The organism is Fuerstiella marisgermanici (assembly GCF_001983935.1).
Taxonomy (GTDB): Bacteria; Planctomycetota; Planctomycetia; order Planctomycetales; family Planctomycetaceae; genus Fuerstiella; species Fuerstiella marisgermanici.
Genome location: NZ_CP017641.1, coordinates 7,593,505 through 7,617,998, shown reverse-complemented (window position 1 = coordinate 7,617,998; position 24,494 = coordinate 7,593,505). Strand labels below are relative to the sequence as shown.

The window sequence follows — 24,494 nt, the reverse complement described above, 5'->3', positions numbered from 1 at the left end:
CCCCTTCTTTCAGAAAGTCCGCCCAATGCCTTTCATCGACATCGAAAACATGACGCCCATCGAACCGCTCCCCGGCTGCCGCCTGCGCACGCCCTACGGCGAGAACCTCATGCTGTCACACGTTGACATGGACGAAGGAGCCGCCATCCCGACGCACGATCACCCTCACGAACAGGGCGGCATCGTGCTGAAAGGCAAACTGGAATTAACGATCGACGGTGAGGCTCGAATTCTGGAAGCCGGCCAGATGTACATCATTCCGCCCAACACGCCTCACAAAGCAGTCGCCGTCGACGGGCCTGCCGTCGCTCTGGATGTCTTCAGCCCGGTTCGCGAGGACTACGCTGAGGCATTCAATAAGTACATCCCGGCGGATTAAAGTAGCGGGGCGGCCCCGGCGGACGGTTGGCATGTGCAACAGGAGTGTCGCTGGATGCGCGGTAAAACCGGTTGTTGTGATTCGCAGCTTGGGATGTATTCGTTGACGTCGTGTGGTTTCGTATTCTCGGGCCAACGGCCCAGCGATTCGCATAGCCCAGCCCAACGGGCTGGGAGCTGGATGACGCCCCGCGTAGCGCCGAAGGTCCGACCATTTGCACATCGTCGCTCGACCAAACTGCCGGGCCGTTGGCCCTTCGACGTATATTGGACGGGAACCCAGCCCGTTGGGCTGGGCCAGGTAAACGAGCGGGGCGTTGCCCCTTGCTCAAGCTACGATCCTCACATGTCTGCCTTTATCGCCAGCAACTGCTCACGTTCGGGCATTGCTTTGTAGAACGGATCGAGCGGATAGCAGCCGGAGACGATGCCGTTTCTTGGTGCCGTTGTGCAGTCACTGAACGTGCGGCAGATTTTCTTCCGAGCCATCACCTTTCCGGCCAGCACGTCGGCGGGCAGTTCGGGATATGACAGCACCATGCGGCCGAGGCCAACGGAGTCCGCCATGCTGTTTTTCACGACCGCCTGCCCGACGTTTGGCAACCATTCCTGCAGGTACGAATAGCCAGTGCCGGCGACGATCATGCTCGGGTGCTTCGCTTTCAGTTCCGCGGTTGCGGCGATCTGACGGTGGACTCCCACCAGCGGATCTTCCGGCGGTTGATACCCGTCCGACGGCGGAAAGATAGCCGGGCGTTGTATATGAGGGTTGTAGTAAGGACTGCCGCAGGTCGTGCACAACAGATCGATGTCCAGCTCTTCCAGCAGGTCGACGAATTTTGAAGGCTCGCTCAGATCGATTCCCAGGCCACTGCCATCGCCGCCGAAGGCATGTTGATAAGGTGCAGTCGCCGATGGTATACCCGTACGTTCTTCGTTGTCGCCCGGTTCGAACGGCACAAAGTCGAACACGCTGACTCGCACGCCGATTTCCAGGCCAGGCGCTTCGCTGCGAATACCCGCCACGATGTTGCGTAGGAACCGTGTGCGATTCTCCAGGCTGCCACCGAACTCACCATCGCGGTCGAAACCAGAAAGCAGTTCATGGCCGAGATACCCGTGACAGTGTTTCACGTCGACCCATGCAAAGCTGGCCTTCTGAGCCAGAACGCAGGCGGCCACGAAGTCATCGATCAGCTGCTTGAGGTCGTCGTCGGTTAACAACTTGTCATCGCTGTCGATGCCGAGTCGCTGATCGAGCACCGAATGTCGGTACGCAATGCGTGGTTCTGCCGTGTGTTTGTCGTTGGGCTTGGCGTAACGACCGGAATGAGTGAGTTGCAAACCAACGCACAGATCGTCGGTCTTGGAAAAGTGCTCCGCATGCGTCGCGACCAGAAGTGTCCGAAGACTTTCGATGTCCTTCAGGTTGGTATCGTTAATGAGCAATTGATTCGGGTTAGCTCGCCCATCATGCCGGACGGCCACGGCTTCGCCACCCCAGATCAGTTTCGCGCCGCTTAGACCGAAGTTCTGCCAGCGACGACGAGTGAGGTCCGTGGGCTTGCCGTCAGCCGTGCCGTCCCAGCCTTCCATGGGAAGAATGCAAAATCGGTTGCCAATCAGCCCCGCTTTGCTCACCAGCGGCTGAGCCAGCACGGCATCGTCTCCGGACTGCACCTCGTCGTCCACCGGCAGGTCCAGGCTGAGTTCGCTGAGGCGTTCGCGAAACTGGTCAACATTTTTGTAAGACGATATTCGGGGAAAAGCCATGGGCAGAGACTGCGGATCCAGGTAACAAACGAATGACACGGCACGAAAACAGCACCAGACAGGGTGCGGAGCTTACAATTCTGGAATACGCGTGACAAACTGGTGCCTCCGGTTGTGGACCACCCGGCGCGAAATCGAACAAGGTGTTGCAATCACCGCCCGAATCGTGACACTTGTTGGGTTGAGCAGGACAAACCTCCCGATGAGGAACTGATTTTGAACGGCACACCAACCTGTCGGCTACGCACGTCACCCGCAGCGCTAAAGCTGGCAGCCTTACTGCTGGTGACCGCGACTGTAGGGATGCCGTCCGTTAAGGCCGCTGATGTCGATTCGTTTTCGACGATCGTCAAGCCGGCATTCAAGCAACACTGCGGCAAATGTCACGGGGCGAAGGACGTCATCGAGGCCGAGCTAAACCTGTTGCAGTTGCGTGCGGCGGAAAATCTGACGGACAATGCGGAGCTGCTTAGTCAGCTGATCGAGGCACTCGATACCAACGCGATGCCGCCGGAAGATGAACCGCCGCTGCCGCCCAAATTGCGACAGAAGCTACTGGCTGAATTTCGATTGCTGCTGGATACGGCGCTGACTAAAGACAGAGCCGCAAAAGATACTCCGATTCGTCGGATGAACCGATTTCAGTACAACAACGCGGTGCAGGATCTGTTTCAGCTTAAGCGAGTCGTCTTCGCGCTGCCGGAACGGATGGTTCGTGATCATAGTAAATACTTTCAACCGGCCAGCCGCAAGATGCCCGATCGGGTGAAGGTTGGAAGTCGACCGTTGGGCAAGTCGCAATTGATTGAAGCTCGACTAGCCGGAGTCGCTCCGTTCCCTCAGGATTTGCGGGCAGAACATGGCTTCGACAATCGAGGCGATCACCTTTCACTTTCGCCGCTGTTGTACGAATCGTTTTTGAATCTGAGCCGCACGATTGTGGAGAGCCCGGACTTCAACGCGAAAACCTGCGGCATCTGGAAAACTTTCTTCGCTCACCCCGCACCGGATAAACCTGTTGAAGTCGAAGTGCGGCACCGGTTGTCCGGTTTTCTGACTCATGCATTTCGCCGCCCAGTGCAGGATGAGTTGCTGGATCGCTACACAAATCACGTGCTCAAGTTAATGGAGCAGGGCACCTCATTCACCGACAGCATGAAAGCAGTCGCGTCGGCAGCGATCGCCTCGCCGAAATTCCTCTACCTTTACAATGAGGCTGAACAAGCAACGCAGCAATCCGACAGCTTCGAACTGGCTTCGCGGCTGTCGTTCTTCCTTTGGGGCAGTATTCCCGATCAGACGTTGCTGAACCTTGCGGCAGACGGAACACTCAGCCAGCCGGCCGTGCTCTCCGCACAAGTCGATCGCATGCTCGACGATCCGCAACTGAAGCGATTCTGCGACAGCTTTCCCGCTCAATGGCTGCAGCTTGATCGCATTATTTCGTCCGTCCCGGATCGTGAACGGTTTCCAGACTTCTACTTTTCCAAGTACCGCAACAGCATGCACATGATGCTGGAACCTCTGCTTCTGTTTGAAACGGTGCTGATCGAAGACCGACCGATCCTGGACCTGATCGATGCAGACTTCAGCTATCGATCCAACCGGCTGGAACTTATCTACTACCAGAATTCTTCAGCACCGAAGAAGAATGAAGTTGTCGCGATTCCCTTCGTTCGAAGGCCTGTCACCGATCGTCGTTACGGCGGTGTCATCACGAATGCAGCCGTGATGACAATGACGTCGGGCCCGGAACGCACAAAGCCGATTACGCGCGGAGCATGGTTGGCGGCCGTCATCTTTAACGATCCGCCGGAACCACCTCCGGCCGACGTACCGCCGCTGGCCGAAGAACCTCCACCGGATGAACAGAATCTGACTCTGCGCGAACGCCTCGCCGCTCATCGCGAACGAGCCGACTGTGCAGGGTGCCATGAGAAAATCGACCCGCTGGGGTTTGCCCTGGAAAACTTTGGCCCGACCGGAAAGTGGCGTGATGCTTATTCGAATGGTCGCGATGTTGACATGAACGGGACGCTGTTCCGGCGAAATTCGTTTAGCAATGTTGTGGAATTCAAGGACGCAATTCTGGCTGAAAAAGACCGCTTTGCGAAAGCGTTCGCGTCGCACCTGCTGTCTTTTGCATTGGCTCGTGAGCTGACAGTCGCCGATTCGCCGGCGATCGGGCAAATTGCCGCAGAATCGGCTTTCCGTGACTACCGCATGCGAGCGATGATAAAGGCGGTTGTAATGAGCGACCCGTTTCGAGGAATCTGAGCGAAATTCCAGGCCGTTCGCCCGGGCCAGGCAAGTTGCTGGGCCTTTGGCCCGAAAGCGGAAACGCACTCGACTCAGAGAGATCGAGCTACGGGAACGAGGAACACAAACCATGAATACCACACGACGAACTTTTCTTCGCGGCCTGGGTGGCACGGCATTGTCGTTGCTGTGGCTGGAGAGTCTAAACGCAGGCACCTCGGGGAAGACGATTCCTCAGCGTTTGGCGTTCTACTACGTGCCAATCGGTGTTGTGCGGCGAGGCTTCTTTCCGGGTGAAGGGGAAGCGGCCATTCCGAAGTTCACCAGCAGTCAGGAAGAAATCAAAACGAAGGCGAAGATTCCATTGGGGCTTCAGCCGTTAAACCTGACGCCGACCATGCAACCGCTGGATGCCGTCAAAGACAAAGTCACGCTGATCACGGGCATGGACCGCACGTTTCAGCAGGGAACTGACGTGCACGCTCAATGTGCGTCGTGTTATCTCAGCAGCGCCCCGCCATTCAGCGTGAAGGAATCAGCCTGGCCATTGAGTCGCACGCTGGACCACCTGGTTGCTGATCACGTCGGCAAAGCCACTCCGTTTCCCACGCTGGAGTTCAGCTGCAACAGTCATCGCGACAACAAAGAATCGATCTACTTCGATAACATCTCGTGGTACGGCACCGGGCATGTGGCTCCGTCCATTCGCGATCCGCGCAAAATGTATCGACGACTGTTCAGCACTCAGGACATCGACCGTTATCGCAACATCACCGACCTCGTGCTTGAGGACGCTCGTTCAATGACCCACACGTTGGGCCGCAGCGATCGTGAGAAGTTCGCCGAATACTTCGATTCCGTGCGCACAATCGAACAGCAGATGGACAAGCTGGAAAAAATGAAGAGTGAACTGGCGACCGTTCGCTTCGAAGAACCGACGGAAGCTCACCTGCCGCGGGGCGAATACATCCGGCTGATGGGCGATCTGATGGTGGTGGCATTGCAAACCGGCATGACCAATGTGGCCACGTTCATGGTCGGCCCGGAACGCTGGGACACGCCGTTTTTGTACGAAAGCCTGTTCGACAAGCCACGCAGCCATCATCAAATGTCACACAACCAAAAGAAGTTCCTTGATGAACTGCTGCAGGTGGATCTTTTCCACATGCAACAGTTTGCGTATCTGGTGCAGAAGATGGATCAGATCGAAGAAGCCGACGGTACATCATTGCTGGACAACACGTTGTTCACGTACGGCTCCGGCCTCGGCGATGGAGCCACTCATCAATACACCGACCTGCCCACAATCATCGCCGGTTCGGGTGGTGGCAAAATCAAAACGGGGAAACATCTGAATGTCGCCGACGGAACGCCCCTCGCGAATCTCTGGCTAACTCAGGCACAAGTGATGGGCCTGAACATGAAACGCTTTGCGGATAGTACGGACGTCGTTGATTCACTGCTGGTATAGCAGCGCACGCTTTTCGTTGTGCGCGATGTGCCGGGTGGAGAACTGACAGTCAGGCATGGAACACCGCGCGAAATCAGAAAGCTCGCGACGCAGGAACAATCTCTGCTAAGAAGCCCCTTAATCTGCAGTGCAGGCGAACACACACTCAGAATTCTCGAACAACAATTCAGCGTAAACAGCGGTAAACTCGTCCACAATCTCCCGCTCTGTGCATAGAATATGAGCTTCACCAAAACAAAGGTTTCCGTGCGCCATACGCAATCAGCGTCTCGTCAATCAGTCCTTTCGTGGAAATGCCAATGAGCGACGTGAGATCGAATAAGCGTCCAGACAGCCTTCGCGAAGTGTCGAACTTCGAAGTGCCATCTCGCCGAAAGTTCCTTGCGCAGGCTGGCGGCGGGGCCGGAATGTTGGCCTATGCAGCACTCGCCCAAGCCGATCAGTCACCGTTTGCCGTTCGAACCAATATTGCAGCTCGTGCAAAGCGAGTCATCTGGCTGTTTATGCACGGCGGCCCCAGTCATGTAGACCTGTTCGATCCGAAGCCAGCGCTGACGAAGTACGGTGGACAGCGGTTGCCAGAAAGTTTTGGCAACGTGATGACGCGTCGCAAAGTTGCAAACAATCCGCTGCTGCCGCCCGTCCGGCGATTTCGACCTCGAGGAAGTTCGGGACTTGAGATTAGCGACTTTCTTCCACACATCGCCAAACATGCAGACGACATCTGTGTCGTCCGTTCGCTGCATGGCGACAGCGTTAACCATCCGCAGTCTGTGTATCAAATGAACACCGGCAGCATTCTGATGGGCAACCCCAGCGTCGGCAGTTGGGTTGCTTATGGACTGGGTTCCGCCAATCAGAACATGCCATCCTTCGTTGTGTTGCCTGATCCCGGCGGCGGTTTGAAGGGTGGCCCTCCGGCGTGGGGCAGTGGCTATTTGTCGGCGTCGTATCAGGGAGTCACCATGCGACCGGGCACCTCGCCCATTCTGGATTTGAAACCGCAGCCCGAAGTGAGTTTGCAGCAACAGCAGATCGACCTGTCACTGATTCGAACATTAAACCGATGGCACCTGGATCAACGTGATCACGACGACCAGCTCACGGCGCGAGTGAAGGCGTACGAAATGGCGTTCCGCATGCAGGCCGAAGCGCCACAGCTGGTAGACATCAGCAAAGAATCAATTCAAACGCAGCGGATGTACGGCATCGACCAGAAACAGACACGCGAATTCGGGCAACGCTGTCTACTGGCTCGGCGAATGATTGAACGCGACGTCCGCTTTGTGCAACTGTATTCTGGCGACACCAACGGCTGGGATGCTCACGCCGATGTCGATAAGAACCACACAGAATATTGTGCTCGTACAGACAAGCCGGTAGCGGGCCTGCTGCAGGATTTAAAACAACGCGGACTGCTGGACGACACGCTGGTGATTTGGGGCGGGGAATTCGGCCGGATGCCGATGAGCGAACAGGGACGAGGCCGCGATCACAATCCCTGGGGCTTTTGTGCATGGCTGGCTGGAGCCGGAATTGCCGGCGGTCGAGCGTACGGCGCGACAGACGAAATTGGCCTGCGTGCTGTTGAAGACAAGGTCTCCGTAAATGACTTCCATGCATCGCTGCTGCATCTGCTGGGCATCGATCATTACGATCTGACGTTCTACCACAACGGCCTTGATAAGCGATTGACCGGACCGGACGAAGCACATGTCGTGCACGGATTGATTGGTTGATGACAGGACACTTTCAGAATGCCGGTCAGGAACAATTGAATGAGCAGACATAACTCGCCAAGCCGTTTTTGTAGGTTATGTGTTCTTGCCGTGCTTGCCACACTTGTATCCGGTAACAACGCACTCGCTGACGACGCAACAGAAGCCTATTCCGAACCACCAATCACGGAGGACGATCGCCAGCACTGGTCTTTTCGGCCCTTGAATTCCGGCGGTGTGCCCGCTGTCGCAGATTCGTCGTTGTGCCGAAACGACGTGGACCGGTTCGTGCTGCACAAACTGACCGAACACAAACTACAGCCGCAACCCCAGGCGTCGCGACGCACGCTGATCCGGCGACTCAGTTTCGACCTGACCGGGCTGCCGCCGACTCCGGAAGAGATCGAAGCGTTTCTACAGGACACCGCTGCAGACGCGGTCGAACAACTCATCGATCGCCTACTTGCGTCTCCTCGGTACGGCGAACGGTGGGCGCAGCACTGGCTGGATTTGGCACGGTTTGCAGAAACCGATGGCTTCGAACACGACAAGGTGAGACCTGAAGCGTGGAAGTATCGCGACTGGGTAATCAAAGCGTTCAACGACGACATGCCGTACGACGAATTCCTGAAGCAGCAAATTGCAGGCGACGAACTCTACCCACATAACCCATCGACCGTGACAGCCACGCGTTTCTGCCTGTCGGGTCCGGACATGCCGGACATCAACCTGACCGAGGAACGACGGCACACGGTGCTGAACGAACTGACATCCACCGTTGGCGAGGTCGTTCTTGGACTGCAAATCGGGTGCGCTCAATGCCACAATCACAAGTACGACGCGATCAGTCAGGCGGACTTCTACCGATTTCGAGCGATCTTTGAACCGGCGCTGAAGCTTACGAAAAACAAATCACTTTCCGTGCTGAATGAAACCGTTCCGTGGCAGGAGACGAGCCACGTGATGCGGCGCGGCGACTTTCGATCGCCGGGAACGAAAATTCAACCGGGTGTCCTACGTGTCGTAGGCTGGCCCGGGCACGTCTTTGAACCTCAGAAATCCGATACGACTAACGGTCGCCGAACGGCATTGGCCGAATGGCTGATTTCACGCGACAACCCACTCACCGCACGAGTAATCGCGAACCGGATCTGGCAACACCACTTTGGCACCGGCCTTGTCAGCACGCCCAGCGATTTCGGCATCATGGGACAGGAACCCAGCCACCCAAAACTCCTGGACTGGCTGGCAGTTTCGCTGATTGATGACGGGTGGAGTCTCAAGAAGCTGCATCGAAAAATCGTAACCTCCGCAATATATCGACAGCGCAGCCGCCTGCCCGATGATGCTTCTGAATCGCAGCAGCACGCATGGTCGATGGCTCTTGAAGCCGATCCGCATGCGGAGTTACTGTCGCGTTTTCCTCGTTTCCGATTGGAAGGCGAAGCCATTCGCGATGCGATGCTGGCCTCAAGTGGAAAGATTAACTTCAAGACCGGCGGTCCCGGCGTTCGGCCACCACTGCCAGCCGAACTAGTGTCGACCTTGTTGAAGAATCAATGGACGGTGACTGAAGACAAATCCGAACACAGCCGTCGCAGCATCTATGTGTTCGCCCGTCGGAATCTGAAGTATCCGATGTTCGAGGTCTTCGATCGTCCCAGCGCGAACGCCAGCTGCCCGGAAAGAAACGTCTCCACCACAGCTCCGCAATCTCTGCACTTGCTGAATTCGCAGTTCACACTGAACACGGCAAAGCACCTCGCCCGAATGATCAACGGTGCGACTTCTGATCGGAACATGCAGATCGTGGCCGCGTTCGAACGCACGCTGGGTCGACCGCCGACGGATCAGGAAACGCAGCATGTCAACCGCTTCTGGACGGCGCAACAAGCAACAGGTGCGGACTCATTGACGCACCTGTGCCTGTCGCTGTTCAACAGCAACGAATTTATCGTCGTGGACTGACGTCGCCGGAGACCTGTTGCGCTTTCCCAAACGCATCGCCGGCAATTGCCAGGCGATGCGTGAAAGTCTTCCACGTTACGAGCCTGAAATGCAGAACAGATGCTGCTCGCCACGGATGAACAATTCGTCATCAACCGGTGCAGGAGTCGCGTCGACAGTTTCTCCCACACTGTTTGTGGCGACAATTTCGAACGTCGGTGAATCTTTGATGACAACGGTCGTTCCGCGACGATCTGTCAGATAGACGTGCCCGCCTGCAGCCACCGGCGACGCATAAATGCTGTCCAGTCCGGGAACGCGAGTCGCACCGAAATGCGTCTTGCCGGTCGCGGCATCAACACAGCTAAGCATGCCGCTTCGTCCTTTGTGAAAGTACAGCCGACCGTTAGACAGCAGCGGCGACGCAACGTCCGGCGTGTCGCGACTGATCGACCAGACAACGCTGTCGGTGCCTTCGACATTCCCCCGACCATCAGGCCGAAACGCCGCCAGAAACGAACCCCGATGCCCGCTGCCGACAAAGATAAGTCCGTCAGCGGCGACGGCAGAAGCCACAGGACGGTCCGTCTGGCCGCCGCACCTCCATAACTCGTCGCCGGTTTCCAGGTCGTAAGCTCGAGCCATGTTTTGACCGTTCATCACGATCTGCTGTGTGCCGTTATGTTCGACAACCAGTGGTGTCGCCCAGCACGTGGGTTCGTCTCGTTCTGTCTTCCACAACGTCTTGCCGTAATTTTTATCCAGCGCGAACAGGGCGGACTGCCCTTCGTGATCCCACGGCACGATGATTTTATCGCCCGCGATTGTGGGTGAGCTACCTTCGCCGAAACCCAAACGCGTTTCCATCTTGCCGAGATCTTCGCGCTTCCATTTTAGTTCGCCGTCCATCGAGTAACAGAACAGCCCTCGGGAACCGAAGTGAGCGTACAGATGTTGGCCATCGGTGCAGGGCGAGGCCGATGCGAAGTTGTTGGTCGAATGCGTGGCCTGATGCGGCTTCGATTCGACGGCGACCTGCTTCCAAAGTTCTTTGCCAGTGCCGCGATCGAAGCAGAACAACGTGAACTGCTGAGTCACCAAGGGTGCAGAACCTCGGCCGCCGCGCGAACGCGATCGGCCTCCCTGACGACTTCGCTGCTGGCCACCCGGCCGCCCTTCGGCTTGGCGAGTTTCAGCTCGTCCCGCGCCGCCATCGTCGGGCTGCTCGTCAGGCAAATCAGTCGCGACCGCGGATACGACGTAGACTTTGTCTTCCCAGATTACTGGCGTCCCGGACCCCTGGCCGGGGATACGAACTTTCCATTTCACATTTTTCGTATCGCTCCATTCGGTGGGCGGGTTGGCCGTACGGGAAACACCGTTCCCATCGTCGCCGCGCCAATGAGTCCAGTTATCGGCATCAGCTGGCGAGCCGATAACGAAAACAACAATCGCTGCATGTAAAAAGAAGTTTCGCACAGTCGCCTCTTTCGAAGAGTGAAATTCAAATGGACGCAGGCCGAAAGTAGTATGAAGTCTTCACTCCTCGGTGACAATGCGGTTGCGACGACTCACTTGCGCACGGTAAGAACATCGCGTCCGTCAGCGACAGAAAGACAACGGGCGAAAGACGCGAGGTCGTCTGCCCAAACTCGACCATCCCGATGAACCGCATGCTTCGTGTCCTTCCTGCCTACGCGAGCACCCGCTGACCGAGGCACGAGTTCACTCCTGGTCGCGTCTGCTGCCGCCTAATTCATCGGCGGGTTTCGTGAACCAGAACAACGACGGGCGCCAGTGATTCATACGATGATTCATTGACTGCGAACGCCACGCTCGATCAACACGGCAAACAAATCCGAACGCAATTGGTTTGTGGGTGCTTCACTCTCCCGAAGCACAGCGTAACCGACGCGGGAAGAATGATTCCATCAAGTAGCAAGGCCACATGACTCGGTCCCATTTGCGTTTGCTGAAGTCAGTTTGCGCCTGTTCGAGCTCACTCGCCGTCTGCGTTTCAGAGAACACCTCGAAGGATCTAATGGCCCGGTATTCGGACAACCGCCATTTCGAACACGCCACTTTGTTTCCAAATGCAACAAAAAATACCATTTATTGTTTTGATTCCCACGAACAGAATGGTTACGTTCCAATAGATCGGTCTACATAAATCGATGCAGGCGAGAAAATTGAAAGTTTGAGTCCTGATCCCTGAGCAATAGGCTGCAGCGTGACACGACACGAGGAACACTCGACGGACGTTCATTTGGCCCCTGAAGAGCAACCGCCAGATTCCAAACAGTTGGCGTGGTTTCATCTTCGGTTGCGGACACTACTGATTCTCCCGGCGGCCATGCTGATCCTTGGGATCGTATTTGTTCCCCGCCAGCTCGCTCATCACAGAGCCCTGGTCGGCCTGCGAAAACTGAACGGGATCGTGCGAACAGAACCCGTCGCGCTGCCCGGCGTCAGCACCGTGTTCGGCGACGACTACGCTCAACAGGTTCGGGAAATCTATCTGCGCAATCCCGATGTAACCGACGATGATCTGCAGATTCTGGACGGACTCAAGGGGCTGCAAAAGCTGGAACTTAGCAACGCCGGCATTTCAGACGCCGGGTTGGTGCATCTCAGCAACCTGCCGGATCTGTTCATCCTGCATCTATCAGACACCAAAGTTGGTGACGCAGGTCTGGAATCCTTGCAGTCATTGCATAGCCTGGGAATTCTGTCACTCAACGATACTCCAGTCACTGGCAAGGGAATGGTCCATTTGCAGCGACTGCCTGCACTGGAACGGCTGTTCCTGAACCAAACCGGTGTTGACGACGATGGCTTGCGAGCGATCGGTCAAATTCATTCCTTGAAAGAACTGACCTTGAACAACTCGCAGGTCACAGACGCCGGGTTGCAGCATCTGCAATCGCTGTCGAACCTGGAAATCCTGAAACTCGCCGATACGAGTGTAACTGAAGAAGCTGTCTCTGCTTTACGGTCGGCTTTGCCGGCATGTTATATTGAGGGTGCTGAACTGGTCGAAAACGGTCCTGGCATCTGAAGTTCCTTCTGTTCCTTCTTCTGGAGTCCCACCGATGAAACTTTACAGACGCCGACGAGTCGGCTTCACCTTGATTGAACTTCTGGTTGTGATTGCGATCATTGCAATCCTGATCGCCTTGCTACTGCCCGCCGTGCAACAGGCTCGCGAAGCCGCCCGACGCACTCAGTGCAAGAACAACATGAAACAGATTGGTCTGGCAATCCACAACTATCATGACACGGCGCTTTGCTTTCCCATGAACGCCAGAAACCTGCAACCGCAGACGAACGGCTTTAGCTGGATTGCAATGTGCCTGCCATACTTCGATCAGGCACCGCTGTATTCTCAACTGGACTTCAACCTAAAGACCATTGACACCACCGGCAGCCCCGCGAACCGCGATCTGATTGAAACGCCCTTGCCAATGCTGCTGTGTCCGTCTGACCCGACTCAGGCAGTCCGCAGTGACCTTGCTGCATGGTGGGCCTGGCCCGCCGCTCCATCAGCTGTCGGGGGACGTAACAGCGGCGGCCCGGCCGGAGTCACCTGCTATATGGGTTACCAGGGAGACTGGTTTGACAGCAATCCACCGGACGGTGTGTTTGAACGAAGCCCCAGCGTGAAAGTTAAATTTCGAGACGTCATCGATGGATTGTCGAACACGCTGATCGTGGGAGAACGATCACCAAGCTATTCGCCATGGTGCAGCTGGGCGACAGGCAATGGCGTCTGGATCGTGGACCGCTATCCAATTAATCAGATTCGCCGCACCGCGCCGGTTCCAAACAATACAGAAGCGGGTGGCGTTAAATATGGTGCTATCAGTATGCACACTGGCGGAATGCAGGGTCTATTCGCCGACGGGTCAGTCCACTTCTTAAGTGAAAACATGGACTTTGATACCTACAAGGCACTGGATCGCCATCGTGATGGGTTGCCGATTGGCGGCTACACACCGTAAGCCGTTGTCGTGAGATTTAACCATCTGTCTTGTTACGGAAAGAATGTAAGCCCCATGCGATATTCGTTATTTACGTTGTCTGTGTGCAGCCTGGTCATGTCTGGCTGCGGATCGTCGGAGGTGTTGCCCGAAACAGCTCCGGTGTCGGGCACGGCAACAATCAACGGACAACCGCTGAAGAGCGGGACCGTGACGTTTCATCCCGACGGCGAAGGCAACCCTGGCTTCGCCGAAATTAAGGAAGATGGTACGTTTGAGGTCACCACCTACGAACTAAAAGACGGTGCAGTACTGGGAATGCATAAAGTCACGGTGGAAGTGTTTGATTCCAATCCGGACGGTCCTCCGCCACTTCCAGGTTCGGAACAGGAAGAATCAACTGTTCCGAAGAAGTATGCCAGCCCGGAAACCACTCCACTGCGGTTTGAAGTGAAACCGGGTTCCAATACGGCACCGTTGCCAATGGAATCCTGATTCCCGTCAGCCACATGTTTCCGAAATCCATTTCAATTGCAGTGCTGCTGATTGCGGTACTCTGCGCGTTGGCCTATCTCACGACGCGTCCGGATGAGAATCCGGACGCGTCTTTTTCATTGCCCACTGATTCTTCGGACGCTAGTTCACGTGACGCGGTTTCCGGCTCACCGGACCAGGCCATTATGTCACGGCACGTCCGAGTGGTCGCCGATGACGCCCATCGCTTTGTTGGCAACGCGGCCTGCGTGAACTGCCATTCAGACGTCTGGCAACACTACCAGCACAGCGGCATGTCTCAGACATGGGCGCCCGTCGATTCCACAGTGATGGATGCTATTGACTCAAACGTGAGGATCGCTGACGCTGAAAATGCCTTTGCCTATCAGATCCTGAATGCGTCCGCTGACGCCAGTCAACGTAATGCCACCATTCGGATCCGCGAAACTCACCCGGAAAAATCGGACTGGCACCGCGATATGTCGGCCAGCTTTCGGATTGGATCTGGCCGACACGCTTTTGGTTTGGCTCATGAAAACAACGGATACCTCACGCAACTGCCGCTGGCGTGGTATGCGCATGACGGGCAGTGGGGGTTGAGTCCCGGTTATGAACTGCACAACCGAAGATTCAGTCGCACAGTCCAGAGCGAATGTATCGCGTGCCACGGCGGGCGAACGCAGCCCACGCATTCCGTTGTTGATCGGTTTTCTGTGCCCATTGAATCAGGCATATCTTGCGAACAATGTCACGGCCCCGGACAGGATCATGTCGCCTTCCAATCCAGCCTTGCCTCACAACCGAGTACTGATGATCAAAGCAGGACAACAGACCGCACCATCGTAAACCCTGGCCGCCTGCAACCTGAACAGGCGAACGACGTGTGTTTGCAGTGTCACCTGCAGGGCGATGCGGTCGTGTTTCGGCCCGGCTGTGATGCGTTTTCGTTTCGGCCGGGCGACCGTCTGCGGGACCATCGAATCGACTTCCTTGCGAAGTCGGGCGACTCAGATGTGTTGGGAGTCGCCAGTCACGGCGCGAGGATGCTGCAGAGTGCGTGTTGGTCACAAAGTGAGGGTCGTCTAACCTGCATTCTGTGTCATGATGCTCACGATACCGTAGACCGCACTCCCGTCGCGAGTTTCGATCAAAAGTGTTTAACATGTCACGATGGCTCAGACTGCCATCGACCGGCGACTGCCGCGAACACTCAGGACTCGGACACTCAGAACAGTTGCGTGCGCTGTCACATGCCTCAACGGCCGACCCGAGAACGCCAGCACCTGGTTTTCACAGATCATCGCATTCAGCGCCCCACACGCGATGAGATCCCGGAAGGCAGCATTCTGTCTCCCAATGCTGACGTTGAACTGATCGACCTGCGTCCGGGTGATGAACTTGATGTGGTCACGCACGCCGCCGCTTATATACAGCTGCACGAAACGATGGGCCCTCAACAACCGGCGCTTCGGAAGGCAGGCAGGCTGCTGGAGACAGCATTCAGCAGCGCACCTGATGATCCGGAAATGAGGTACTGGCTGGCATCGGTTCGAATTTCTGAAGGCAACGGTGCCGACGCCGTTCGATTGTTGCGGCCTGTTGTTGCTCACAACTCGCAATGGCTGGAAGCTCGTTTTCGGCTTGGGATTGCCTACGACCAGGGGAAGGATTACCAGAGCGCAATTCGGTTGTACGAAGGTTTGGTCAGCGACGTGCCCGACTGGCTGGAAGTCTATCCCCTGCTAAGCCGACTGTACCTGTTTCAGCAGCAGCCGAAAAAAGCCGAACAATTGTTGCGGCAACAACTGACATTCCGCGACGACGCCGAAGCCTACGCGGCACTCGCTCTTGCATATCGCCTGCAGAACAAACCACTGGCCGAATGTTTGCAGCCGCTGGATCGTGCACTCGCTCTGGATCCGGTGCTGACTAATGCGCTACTAAACCGCGGATATCTGCTGGCCGAAGCCGGCCGTGTCCAGGAGGCTCGTCGCGATTTCGAGGCCGTGCTGCATCTGGAACCTCAGCATGCCAAAGCTCAAGCGGGACTAAAACTGCTTTCCCAGACACCGCGACCGGCAATTCCGCAGTCACGATGAAGTGGCCTGCCTGCCGTGACTCAGAGGATTGGGTCTGCTCTACGAAGCCAGGACGGCCGGTGTTTCAATCGTGGCTATTTGGAATTCGAAGTTGTGTGAGCGACGAATTCGCCCTTCACGGGCTTCTTCCGTTGAGTGAACCGGCCATTCAGTAGTGGAAGCAGCGCGGTATTGTGTCGAATCAAGCCTTCGTGGATTGCGATGGAACCGAGGAATGCTCCTATCACGACGACCACGAACTTCGCAGTGACAGAAATCGCTACCAGTTGCAAATTCTGAGCAAGTATCACGATGAGAATGTGGTGGAACAGGTAAACCGAATACGAGGCCTCGGCGAGGTAGCGAGCCCAGCGTTGAGGTCGATCAGACAACCACCGGAAGACCGAAAAACAAACCTGACATGCCAGCCACGTACAAACAGCGCCTGCCAACAGCTGGCCGCCTTGATTCCATCCCGATGGCAGCTTCGGAAGCACCAGCTGACTGCCGATCCACAGCGCGGCAAGACTGAACATTCGCGGGATGCTGAGTCGGCTGAATAAGTCTAGTTCGGATCGGTTCGCCTCCAACCACAACCCGAACAGAAAATAGGGTAAGTATCGAAGCAGGTAGCTGGGAGCGATCAGTCCACCGAGCATGTATTCGCCCAACGGAGCCCAGACATGAACCAGGAGTGACGCACCGATTTCAGAGATGCAGATGCATCCAAGCAGAGTCCGCAAACCGAATGGAATACTTTGCCGCAGGTGCCGCTCCCGTTTTCCTGTCAGCACGCCGGCAAACAACGCGGTCGCCACGCAGTACCACATCAGGACGATCAGGAACCAAAGGTGCTGAATCACGCGCCCTTCGCGCAGAAGTTCCGGCAGACGCGTCCACACAAATGCATTGCGACTCAAAATGAACCACGAGTCGTCGTCCTGCAACCAAAGCTGCAGCACGTTCAGCGTGCAGAAAACGCAGACGAATGGCGGCAGCAACCGACACGCTCGCTCCGCAAGGAACTGACTTGCCGAACGCTGGGTCAGCGACATCGATGCAAAGAAGCCGGCAACGATGAAGAAGCTCGGCATTCGGAACAAGCGAATCAAATCAGACAGCAGGTCGAAAGCTGGCACTCCGGCCGCGTCATGGATCTCCCAGGTGCCACGCACCCCATAAACGTTTGCGGCGTGCAGCACTACGCCAAGCATCATCAGGAAACCTCGCATGCAATCGAGATAGTAGATCCTTGCCACCGGCGTCGTCGTGACCGTTTTGAGGCTACCTGAGGCCTCCTGCACAGGCGTAGTCCGCCACGCCGCGACTTCAGGATCGCACGAAATCGAACTGGAACCGGTCACTGCTGGTCTCCGAAGTTGCCACCTGCCACAGCGTGACTCGCAACCGCATTTACACGAAAGCGTTGAGTCCCAAGGAGAACGCTGTTATGGCGCAATTCTGTCTCCAGGTTCAGAAACAGGCGCCAGAATCGTGTTTCGATTGACGTTATTCTCGACAAAAAATATCCCCCTCACTTCGCCTTACAGCGAATCTCTATGACTTGTGGCCGCACAACTGCCGTTTCGGACGATGAAGGCCAGTTCCCGATGACGGATTCCTGATGACTGCCACAGTGAACGACGTTATGCGTCACAAACCGATCGCGCACAAAAGATTCACCAGCGACGCCGACCTGGCTTTACACAATCTGCCCGCCACCAAATTTGCCGTGAAGAACAGCGTAAGGAACGAAAACACCACCTGTTTCGCAAAGCGCGCCCGGTAGTACGTGCGAACAAAACGGCGGCAAATCTGGTTGAGAAAAGGCTCAACAGAAATCGCTGCGGCTTGTATTCGATCGACCAACAATGACAAGACGGCGAAGGCAGCAGATACCAGGCTCACTCGAGTTTCGCCCGCCAAACACCCAATAACTGTCATTCTCAGTGAGACAGTAAAAATCGGCGTAAACGAAGCAACCGGACAGTCCGGACTATGCCAAGACGGGAGGTGACTACAGCAGGTTTGTCTCTTCCGCACCGAAGCAGAATGGGCCGCGCCTATCGTTCGTAGGGTGACCGCTGTGATTGTATGGCAGAAACGGTTATTCTATCTCCTCAGCTTGCGTTGATAGACCATTGCTTTGAGTGATCGGACTGAGCCTCATGGGCATCTATGTCGAAACATTCGTTCAAGGTTCGTTGCACGACTTATGGAAAAAAACGCAGACCCCCGAATTGCATGAACGCTGGGATGCCCGATTTACATCAATCACTTACCTCCATCGCGCAAGTGAGTCGCAACCGCAGCGGTTTCGTTACTCCACACGGATGGCATTCGGTCTTTGTGTCGACGGTGAGGGCGAAACCGTTGGTAGCCGCGACGACGCTGGACGACGCACGTCGTCACTTCGGTTTTGGTCGAACGACATCAAATCGTTGATACGGGAAGGCGCGGGATACTGGCAGTACATTCCTGTTGACGATGGCGTTCGCTTCATCACTGGATACGATTATCAGACGCGATTCGGCTGGGTGGGGCGTATCTTCGATCGGTTCGTATTTCGCCCACTAATGGGCTGGGCGACCGCCTGGAGCTTTGACCGCTTGCGGTTGTGGATCGAGAAGGACATTGACCCGGCAGTGACGATGCAGCGAACGGTTGTTCACTTCATCTGTCGAATTACTTTGGCAGCCGTCTGGATCTACCAAGGGCTCATTCCCAAGTTGATCGCAAGACATCCGGACGAATTGGAGATGCTGGCGGACGCTGGGATTGCCGACGGTGTTGCACCAACAATGCTTGCCATCATTGGTTGCGTTGAAATCGTATGGGGAGGGGCAGTGCTGTTTTTCTGCAAACGTCGCTGGCCGCTCATGATTACCGTGCTATTGATGATCCTGGCCACGATTGCCGTTGCACTAAGTTCACCGGATTTTCTGTCGGCAGCATTCAATCCAGTTACGCTAAACCTGCTCGTGGCGGTGGTCTCGTTGATCGGATTAGCCGTGATGAAGGACCTGCCGTCCGCTGGTCGATGTTTGAGAGCAAAACCGGAGGTTGGCTGATGCCATCAATCTACCAACAAGTTCTTGGCTCAGATTTTGAACGCCTTCACCCGAAGATCCAGGAACGCTTTAGCTTCGGCAGCGAAGATAGGATCGCGTCAATTGGTTCAGGAATCATGGACGAAATCTGGGGAGGCCGATTTTATACCATTCCGTTCCTCTACATTGGAACATGGCGACGCATCATGTTTCCCGAGTCAGGAACAAACATTCCCTTCACCATCGAGAACTACGCCTACCTGGACAGCTTTGGTCGCGAAACGGTATCCTGGGTTCGGACGTTCGAGAGCAGAAAACGACGCCGATTTGATGCCTACATGATCTATAGCGAAAGCCGCGGGCGCATAGTCGATTACCTCGGTTCACACCAGCACCTTGCCGTTGATCTGGACGTTTCCGTTGATGATCGCGGTGGCATACGCATCCGGTCAGGTGCGCAGCGGTTTTATGAAGGCTGGCTTGCCTTTTCTTTTCCCCTGTTCTTCTCCGGGGTCGCTGAAGTATGCGAGTGGTATGACGATGAAGCCAAAAAGTTTCGGATACAGGTTGAAGTGACTAATCGGACATGGGGCCGCCTGTTTGGCTATCGCGGATCATTCGATGTTGCGTTTAAACAAATGAACGAGCTGGACGTCCCCGATCACATCAGACCACTGCGCGAAGAGCGTCGAGAGTGACCTGAAGATGGATTCGGGTATCTGCACCTCCTCGTCTGCCAGCAAGGCCTTGGTTCGTTTCGCAGCAGAATTCGCCGCGTCCTTCAGTGTTGCAACCTGCATTTTAGTTCGTTGAACTAGCGGGCAGGCAGCTAAGGTCTCGTTGTGTCGAACGTCACCACAACTTCAGTGATTCCTGAAACAGTGACGTCAGCACTGATTCGTGGACAGGGGACGGCGACAGTTTGGTCAGGCGCTGCTGAGGGAGTGTGCCGGCGACGAGGTCCGGAATCTGCGTAGCCGTGTAGCCAACCGCTGCCAAACCGTTGGGCATGTCCATTCGCTTCATAAAGTGAATCACTCGGTCGGCCAGTACGTTTCCGGCGTCAGACGGGTTGGCATTCGAAACGTCGGCTCCTAACGCCGCTGCCGCTCGTAGATGGCGTTGGGGGCAGGACGCCGCGGTGAAGCGGACGACCGCTGGTGTGCTGAGGATGACGGACATGCCGTGAGGGACCATATCGTGGTCCACGTCGAATCCCTTCGGGCGAAACCCCTTCACCATTCCTGCGACTGGATAGGACATTGCGTGAGGCAGGTGGACTCCCGCGTTCCCGAACCCGATGCCTGCAATCGCCGACGCCAGCAGCATGTTGCTGCGAGCTTCGTCATCGGACGGATCGGCGAAGGCGCGGGGAAGGTATTCGCCCATCAATTCCAGCGCATGCAAACACCATAAATCGCTGATCGGGTTCGCTCCCTGATATGCGGGCCGCAGCGAGGGACTTGCCGGTTTCGGACGCTGGTCGAAGGGCAGGGCGGTGTAGGATTCCAATGCATGACTTAGCACGTCCAACCCGCTGGACGCCGCGACGGCCGGAGGCAGCGAACGAGTGTTGTTGGAGTCGATAATTCCCAGCGTGGGTTTCAAATATCGAGAAGCGATGCCGGTTTTGGCCTTCTGTGCGGTAAAGTCAAAGACGGCAACGCCCGTGGTTTCGCTGCCGGTACCAGCGGTCGTCGGGACAGCAATCAGCGGTTTCAGCGGACCGGGCACCGGCTGTCCGTCACCGATCGGAGCGTTCACATAACGTCGAAATTCGGCGGGCCAAGTCGCATACAGATTGGCTGCCTTTGCTGTATCGATCGTGCTGCCGCCGCCGACGGCCACAAAGCTATCAAAGCCTCCGGCTGCAGCGACGGCCGCCGCGTGCTGAAAACTCGCGTCCGTTGGTTCGACGGAAATCTCATCAAAGATCTCGAAGTCGATCTGCTGTTGCTTCAACGAATCTCGCACCACTTCTGCGATTGGAAGTGACTTCAAACCGGGATCCAGTAACACCATGGTGCGGCGCACATCCAGCGCCCGAAGATCCATGCCAATTTCGGAAGTACAGCCCTCTCCGAATCGAATATTCGACGCGGACATTTGAAAGACTTTGTCAGTCTGCATCGGATGCTCCTATATCGTGTTCAAACGTTTCGGCAGCCAGAAAGATGGCCAGAATGGTCAGCGCGGCGGTTGCCATCAGGTACACCGACACAGGCCAGGTCGCGTTGTCTGACCAGTTCAGCAAAGCGGTCGCAATTAATGGCGCCAACCCTCCTGCCAACGGCGACGCCAACTGGTATCCGATCGACGCTCCGCTGTAGCGCACGTTGGTGCCGAACAGTTCTGAAAAGAAAGCGGCCTGCGGCCCATACATGGCCGCATGACCAATCATGCCGATTACGATCGCCAGCCAGACAAGGCTCACAATCTGAGTTTCCACCAGCCAAAAGAAGGGGAAGGCGAACAGGCCAATAAAGATGGCTCCACAAAGATACACCGGTCGACGACCAACTTTATCTGACAGCAAGCCGAAGCTGGGAATCGCAATCAACTGAACTGAGGCTGCAATCCAGACCCCGATCAGCACATCGCTTTTCTGAAGTTCCAATTGTTCGGTCGCGAACGAAAGGATGAAGACGCTGAAAATGTAGAAACAGGCGTTCTCGGCAAAGCGAGCTCCCATGGCCAGGGCGACGTTCTTCGGGTAATGTCGGAAGACGTCGAGAATCGGCAGCGGGCTCACCGTTTTCTTATGTTGCACGTTGGCAAACAGTGGACTTTCCATGACCTGCACGCGGATAAACATGCCGACGGCCAGCAAGGCGACTCCAAACAGAAACGGCAGCCGCCAGCCCCAGCTAAGAAATGCGGCTTCATCCATTCGGGACACCACCGCAAACACTCCTGTCGCCAACAGCAAACCTGCCGGAACTCCCATCTGGACGCAACTTCCGTACAGCCCACGCCGGCCACCGTGCCCGTGTTCCACGGCCATTAAAACGGCGCCACCCCATTCGCCGCCGACCCCAAATCCCTGCACCAGTCGCAGCAGCACCAGCAATACAGGAGCCGCCACGCCGATCGTTTGATACGTCGGCAGAATGCCAATCAAGCACGTTGCGACGCCCATCATCATCAGGGTCGTCACCAGCATGGCTTTGCGCCCGATGCGGTCTCCAAAGTGCCCAAAGACAACTCCGCCCAGTGGCCGAGCAAAAAAGCCGATGGCAAACGAACCGTAGGCTGCCATCTGCGAAACGAATGCGTCATTACCGGGAAAGAACAGCTTGTCGAACACAAGAGCTGCGGCTGTTCCGTAGATAAAGAAGTCGTACCATTCGATCGTCGTGCCGACAAAACTGGCAAGGACCACTCGCCGCACATCGGCGGCGGAAGGCGACTCCGGTGGCCCCGCTGATCCGGGTGGCTCGGTAGAGTCGACAGGCGGAGCATACGGATCGTCGGGGTCCGGACGTTGTGATTCTGTCATAGCACTTTCGGCGGGCAAAGGAGGACGTGCAGGTGAGCAACAGTGAAGGTGGTTGGAAGGATTGTATCGTCGACCACCAGGCGCAGAAACTCAACGATGATCTGACGCCGCGGCAGAACACAATCGGTGCCGACCGTCCGCTACGTGACCGCACGCGGCTCCAATGCCATGTGGTGACTACTCGTCGTCTCGCAGATTTCCCGACTTGCGAATCGCAAAAATCAATTGAGCTCCCAGATAAATAGCGACGCCGCATCCCACCGCACCGGGCAGGGATGCACCAAACACAATGGGTTCGACTTTGCTGCTCCACAATGACGCTGAGCCGACAAACAGAGACGATGAAAGGACACCCATCACCAGCCGGTTGACGATCGAATCCAGTCGTTGATGTTCGAGGTGTACGTTGAAGCTGCCACGTCGAAACCGGTTCATGATGTCGGCGACATCGCCAGGAAAAGCTTCTGCCAGGCGAGTCCAATCTCGCTGAGCTGTCTGGAGTTTGCGCCAGATTCTGACCGGCGAAAATCTTCGCTTGAGTGCCTGAAACCGATACGGTTCCAGCAGCTCGGCAAGACTGAAATCCGGCGTCAGTTGTTGAGCCGTGCCTTCCAGCATCACCAGCATCTTGATCAACAGTGACACGCGTGGCGGCAGCGTGACGTGATGCCGGCGGATTATCGACATCATCCGGTTCAGCGCGCCACTCACGTCAAAATCGTCGATCGACAGAGACGCATATTCGTCGACAAACAGCAGCAGATCCGTTTTCAGTTCGTCCCGGTCGAACGTCGCTGGAACTTTTCCGATCCGCACCACACTGTCCAGCAACGACGCGGCATCCTGGTCGATGGCCGCCAGCAGCAGGTCTTCAATCTGTTCGCGCAGGTCATCGTCGACGCGTCCCACCATGCCGCAGTCCAGCAGCCCGATCGCTCGGTCATCCAGCACCATCAAATTGCCGGGGTGAGGATCGGCGTGGTAAAAGCCGTCACGAAACACCATCTGCAGAAACATTTCTGCACCGCGGCTGGCGAGGTCAGACAGATCAAAACCCGCTGCGCGCAGCTGGTCCCGATCGGCCAGGCTGACACCGCTAAGCAGTTCCATTGTCAGTACGCGCCGCGACGATCGGTCCGGAAAAGGGGCCGGAACTCGAACCTGCGGGTCGTCGGCAAAGTTGCGAGCGAACCGGGCCTGATGACGCTGCTCCAATGAGAAATCGAGTTCGTTTTCCAGCGTCTGCCGAAACTCCTTGGCAGTCGCGATCGCGCGAAGCTGCTTCAGTGGTTTCGAATAGGTTTCTGCAAGGTGAGCCAGCTCAGTCAAAATTTCGAGATCGTTGCGAACTCGTTCTTCGATGCCCCGGTGCTGCACCTTCACCACTACCGGTGTTCCGTCCGGCAGCACGGCTTTGTGAACCTGTCCGATCGATCCCGAAGCAAAGGCGTCCGCGTTGAATTCTCGGAAGACTTCACTGGCAGGTTTTCCGAGTTCGGACTCAATCGTCTGCAGCACCACTTCAGGTTTGTCGGGCGGTGTCCCGCTTTGCAGTTTGGAAAGTTCAGCGGCGAGTTCCGGGCCAATCAGGTCCGGACGAGTACTTAGAATCTGCCCAATCTTGATGAAGGTCGTGCCCAATTCGGTAAGAGCCAGCCGGATTCGAGCTTCGTAGGACTGGTCGCCAATGTCTTCGCCGGACGAAGTGCGACACAGCCGTTTGATCCAGTCGGCCGGGATGGTTTGCAGCCACGGAGCGATCCCGAAACGCACGAGAACCTGGACGACGTGGTTCAGGCGGCCCGCATTGCGAACCAGTTGAGGCAACTTAGTGACGTCCACAGAC

General features: G+C 56.2%; 17 protein-coding genes. 11 read left to right on the top strand and 6 right to left on the bottom strand.

The window, feature by feature from the left end:
- The first annotated feature begins 25 nt into the window (after positions 1–25).
- On the top strand, positions 26–379 hold the full coding sequence (locus Fuma_RS28600) for a cupin domain-containing protein (protein WP_077028614.1): 354 nt from the start codon (positions 26–28) through the stop codon (positions 377–379).
- 341 nt (positions 380–720) lie between these two features.
- Here Fuma_RS28600 and Fuma_RS28595 read toward each other — a convergent pair whose 3' ends face one another.
- Positions 721–2,151, bottom strand: a complete 1,431-nt coding sequence (locus Fuma_RS28595; RefSeq protein ID WP_077027125.1) for an oxidoreductase — start codon at positions 2,149–2,151, stop codon at positions 721–723.
- Positions 2,152–2,367: 216 nt separating this feature from the next.
- Here Fuma_RS28595 and Fuma_RS28590 point away from each other — a divergent pair, with 216 nt between their 5' ends.
- The 4 genes from Fuma_RS28590 (at position 2,368) to Fuma_RS28575 (ending at position 9,567) form a co-directional block, all read left to right on the top strand.
- A complete protein-coding gene (locus tag Fuma_RS28590) occupies positions 2,368–4,428 on the top strand; it encodes a DUF1592 domain-containing protein (RefSeq protein ID WP_229360763.1) in 2,061 nt (686 codons plus the stop codon).
- 112 nt (positions 4,429–4,540) lie between these two features.
- Entirely contained in the window at positions 4,541–5,881 is a 1,341-nt protein-coding gene (locus Fuma_RS28585; protein ID WP_077027123.1) for a DUF1552 domain-containing protein, read from the top strand.
- 299 nt (positions 5,882–6,180) lie between these two features.
- Positions 6,181–7,620 (top strand): DUF1501 domain-containing protein, encoded by a 1,440-nt coding sequence (locus Fuma_RS28580; protein WP_077027122.1) that lies wholly within the window; start codon positions 6,181–6,183, stop codon positions 7,618–7,620.
- Positions 7,621–7,659: 39 nt separating this feature from the next.
- On the top strand, positions 7,660–9,567 hold the full coding sequence (locus Fuma_RS28575) for a DUF1549 and DUF1553 domain-containing protein (RefSeq protein ID WP_083732397.1): 1,908 nt from the start codon (positions 7,660–7,662) through the stop codon (positions 9,565–9,567).
- Positions 9,568–9,642: 75 nt separating this feature from the next.
- Here Fuma_RS28575 and Fuma_RS36040 read toward each other — a convergent pair whose 3' ends face one another.
- On the bottom strand, positions 9,643–11,025 hold the full coding sequence (locus tag Fuma_RS36040; protein WP_077027120.1) for an outer membrane protein assembly factor BamB family protein: 1,383 nt from the start codon (positions 11,023–11,025) through the stop codon (positions 9,643–9,645).
- Positions 11,026–11,776: 751 nt separating this feature from the next.
- Here Fuma_RS36040 and Fuma_RS28560 point away from each other — a divergent pair.
- Genes Fuma_RS28560 through Fuma_RS28545 form a run of 4 tightly spaced genes read left to right on the top strand, consistent with a single transcriptional unit; the run spans position 11,777 to position 16,120 of the window.
- A complete protein-coding gene (locus Fuma_RS28560) occupies positions 11,777–12,604 on the top strand; it encodes a leucine-rich repeat domain-containing protein (protein WP_077027118.1) in 828 nt (275 codons plus the stop codon).
- Positions 12,605–12,638: 34 nt separating this feature from the next.
- Positions 12,639–13,547 (top strand): DUF1559 domain-containing protein, encoded by a 909-nt coding sequence (locus Fuma_RS28555; protein WP_077027117.1) that lies wholly within the window; start codon positions 12,639–12,641, stop codon positions 13,545–13,547.
- A 54-nt stretch (positions 13,548–13,601) separates the two neighbouring features.
- Positions 13,602–14,021, top strand: a complete 420-nt coding sequence (locus Fuma_RS28550; RefSeq protein ID WP_077027116.1) for a hypothetical protein — start codon at positions 13,602–13,604, stop codon at positions 14,019–14,021.
- 14 nt (positions 14,022–14,035) lie between these two features.
- The gene (locus Fuma_RS28545; RefSeq protein WP_077027115.1) at positions 14,036–16,120 is read left to right on the top strand and encodes a tetratricopeptide repeat protein; all 2,085 of its coding nucleotides are present in this window, start codon (positions 14,036–14,038) and stop codon (positions 16,118–16,120) included.
- A gap of 74 nt (positions 16,121–16,194) precedes the next feature.
- On the opposite strand, the gene Fuma_RS28540 is transcribed toward Fuma_RS28545, so the two are convergent.
- A complete protein-coding gene (locus Fuma_RS28540) occupies positions 16,195–17,463 on the bottom strand; it encodes an acyltransferase family protein (RefSeq protein WP_077027114.1) in 1,269 nt (422 codons plus the stop codon).
- Between the two features lie 969 nt (positions 17,464–18,432).
- On the opposite strand from Fuma_RS28540, the gene Fuma_RS28530 reads away from it, so the two are divergent.
- Together Fuma_RS28530 and Fuma_RS28525 are read left to right on the top strand one after the other, a co-directional pair.
- On the top strand, positions 18,433–19,170 hold the full coding sequence (locus Fuma_RS28530) for a DoxX-like family protein (protein ID WP_229360761.1): 738 nt from the start codon (positions 18,433–18,435) through the stop codon (positions 19,168–19,170).
- Entirely contained in the window at positions 19,170–19,847 is a 678-nt protein-coding gene (locus Fuma_RS28525; RefSeq protein ID WP_077027111.1) for a DUF4166 domain-containing protein, read from the top strand. The genes Fuma_RS28530 and Fuma_RS28525 overlap by 1 nt, the downstream gene beginning before the upstream one ends.
- A 154-nt stretch (positions 19,848–20,001) precedes the next feature.
- Here the strand turns inward: Fuma_RS28525 and Fuma_RS28520 are convergent, their stop codons facing one another.
- The 3 genes from Fuma_RS28520 to Fuma_RS28510 form a co-directional block, all read right to left on the bottom strand.
- Positions 20,002–21,279, bottom strand: a complete 1,278-nt coding sequence (locus Fuma_RS28520) for a hydroxyacid-oxoacid transhydrogenase (protein ID WP_077027110.1) — start codon at positions 21,277–21,279, stop codon at positions 20,002–20,004.
- Complete coding sequence (locus tag Fuma_RS28515) at positions 21,269–22,648, bottom strand: MFS transporter (protein WP_077027109.1); 1,380 nt, start codon at positions 22,646–22,648, stop codon at positions 21,269–21,271. Before Fuma_RS28515 ends, Fuma_RS28520 begins: the two co-directional genes overlap by 11 nt.
- A 177-nt stretch (positions 22,649–22,825) precedes the next feature.
- On the bottom strand, positions 22,826–24,490 hold the full coding sequence (locus Fuma_RS28510) for an ABC1 kinase family protein (protein ID WP_077027108.1): 1,665 nt from the start codon (positions 24,488–24,490) through the stop codon (positions 22,826–22,828).
- Between the last annotated feature and the right edge of the window lie 4 nt (positions 24,491–24,494).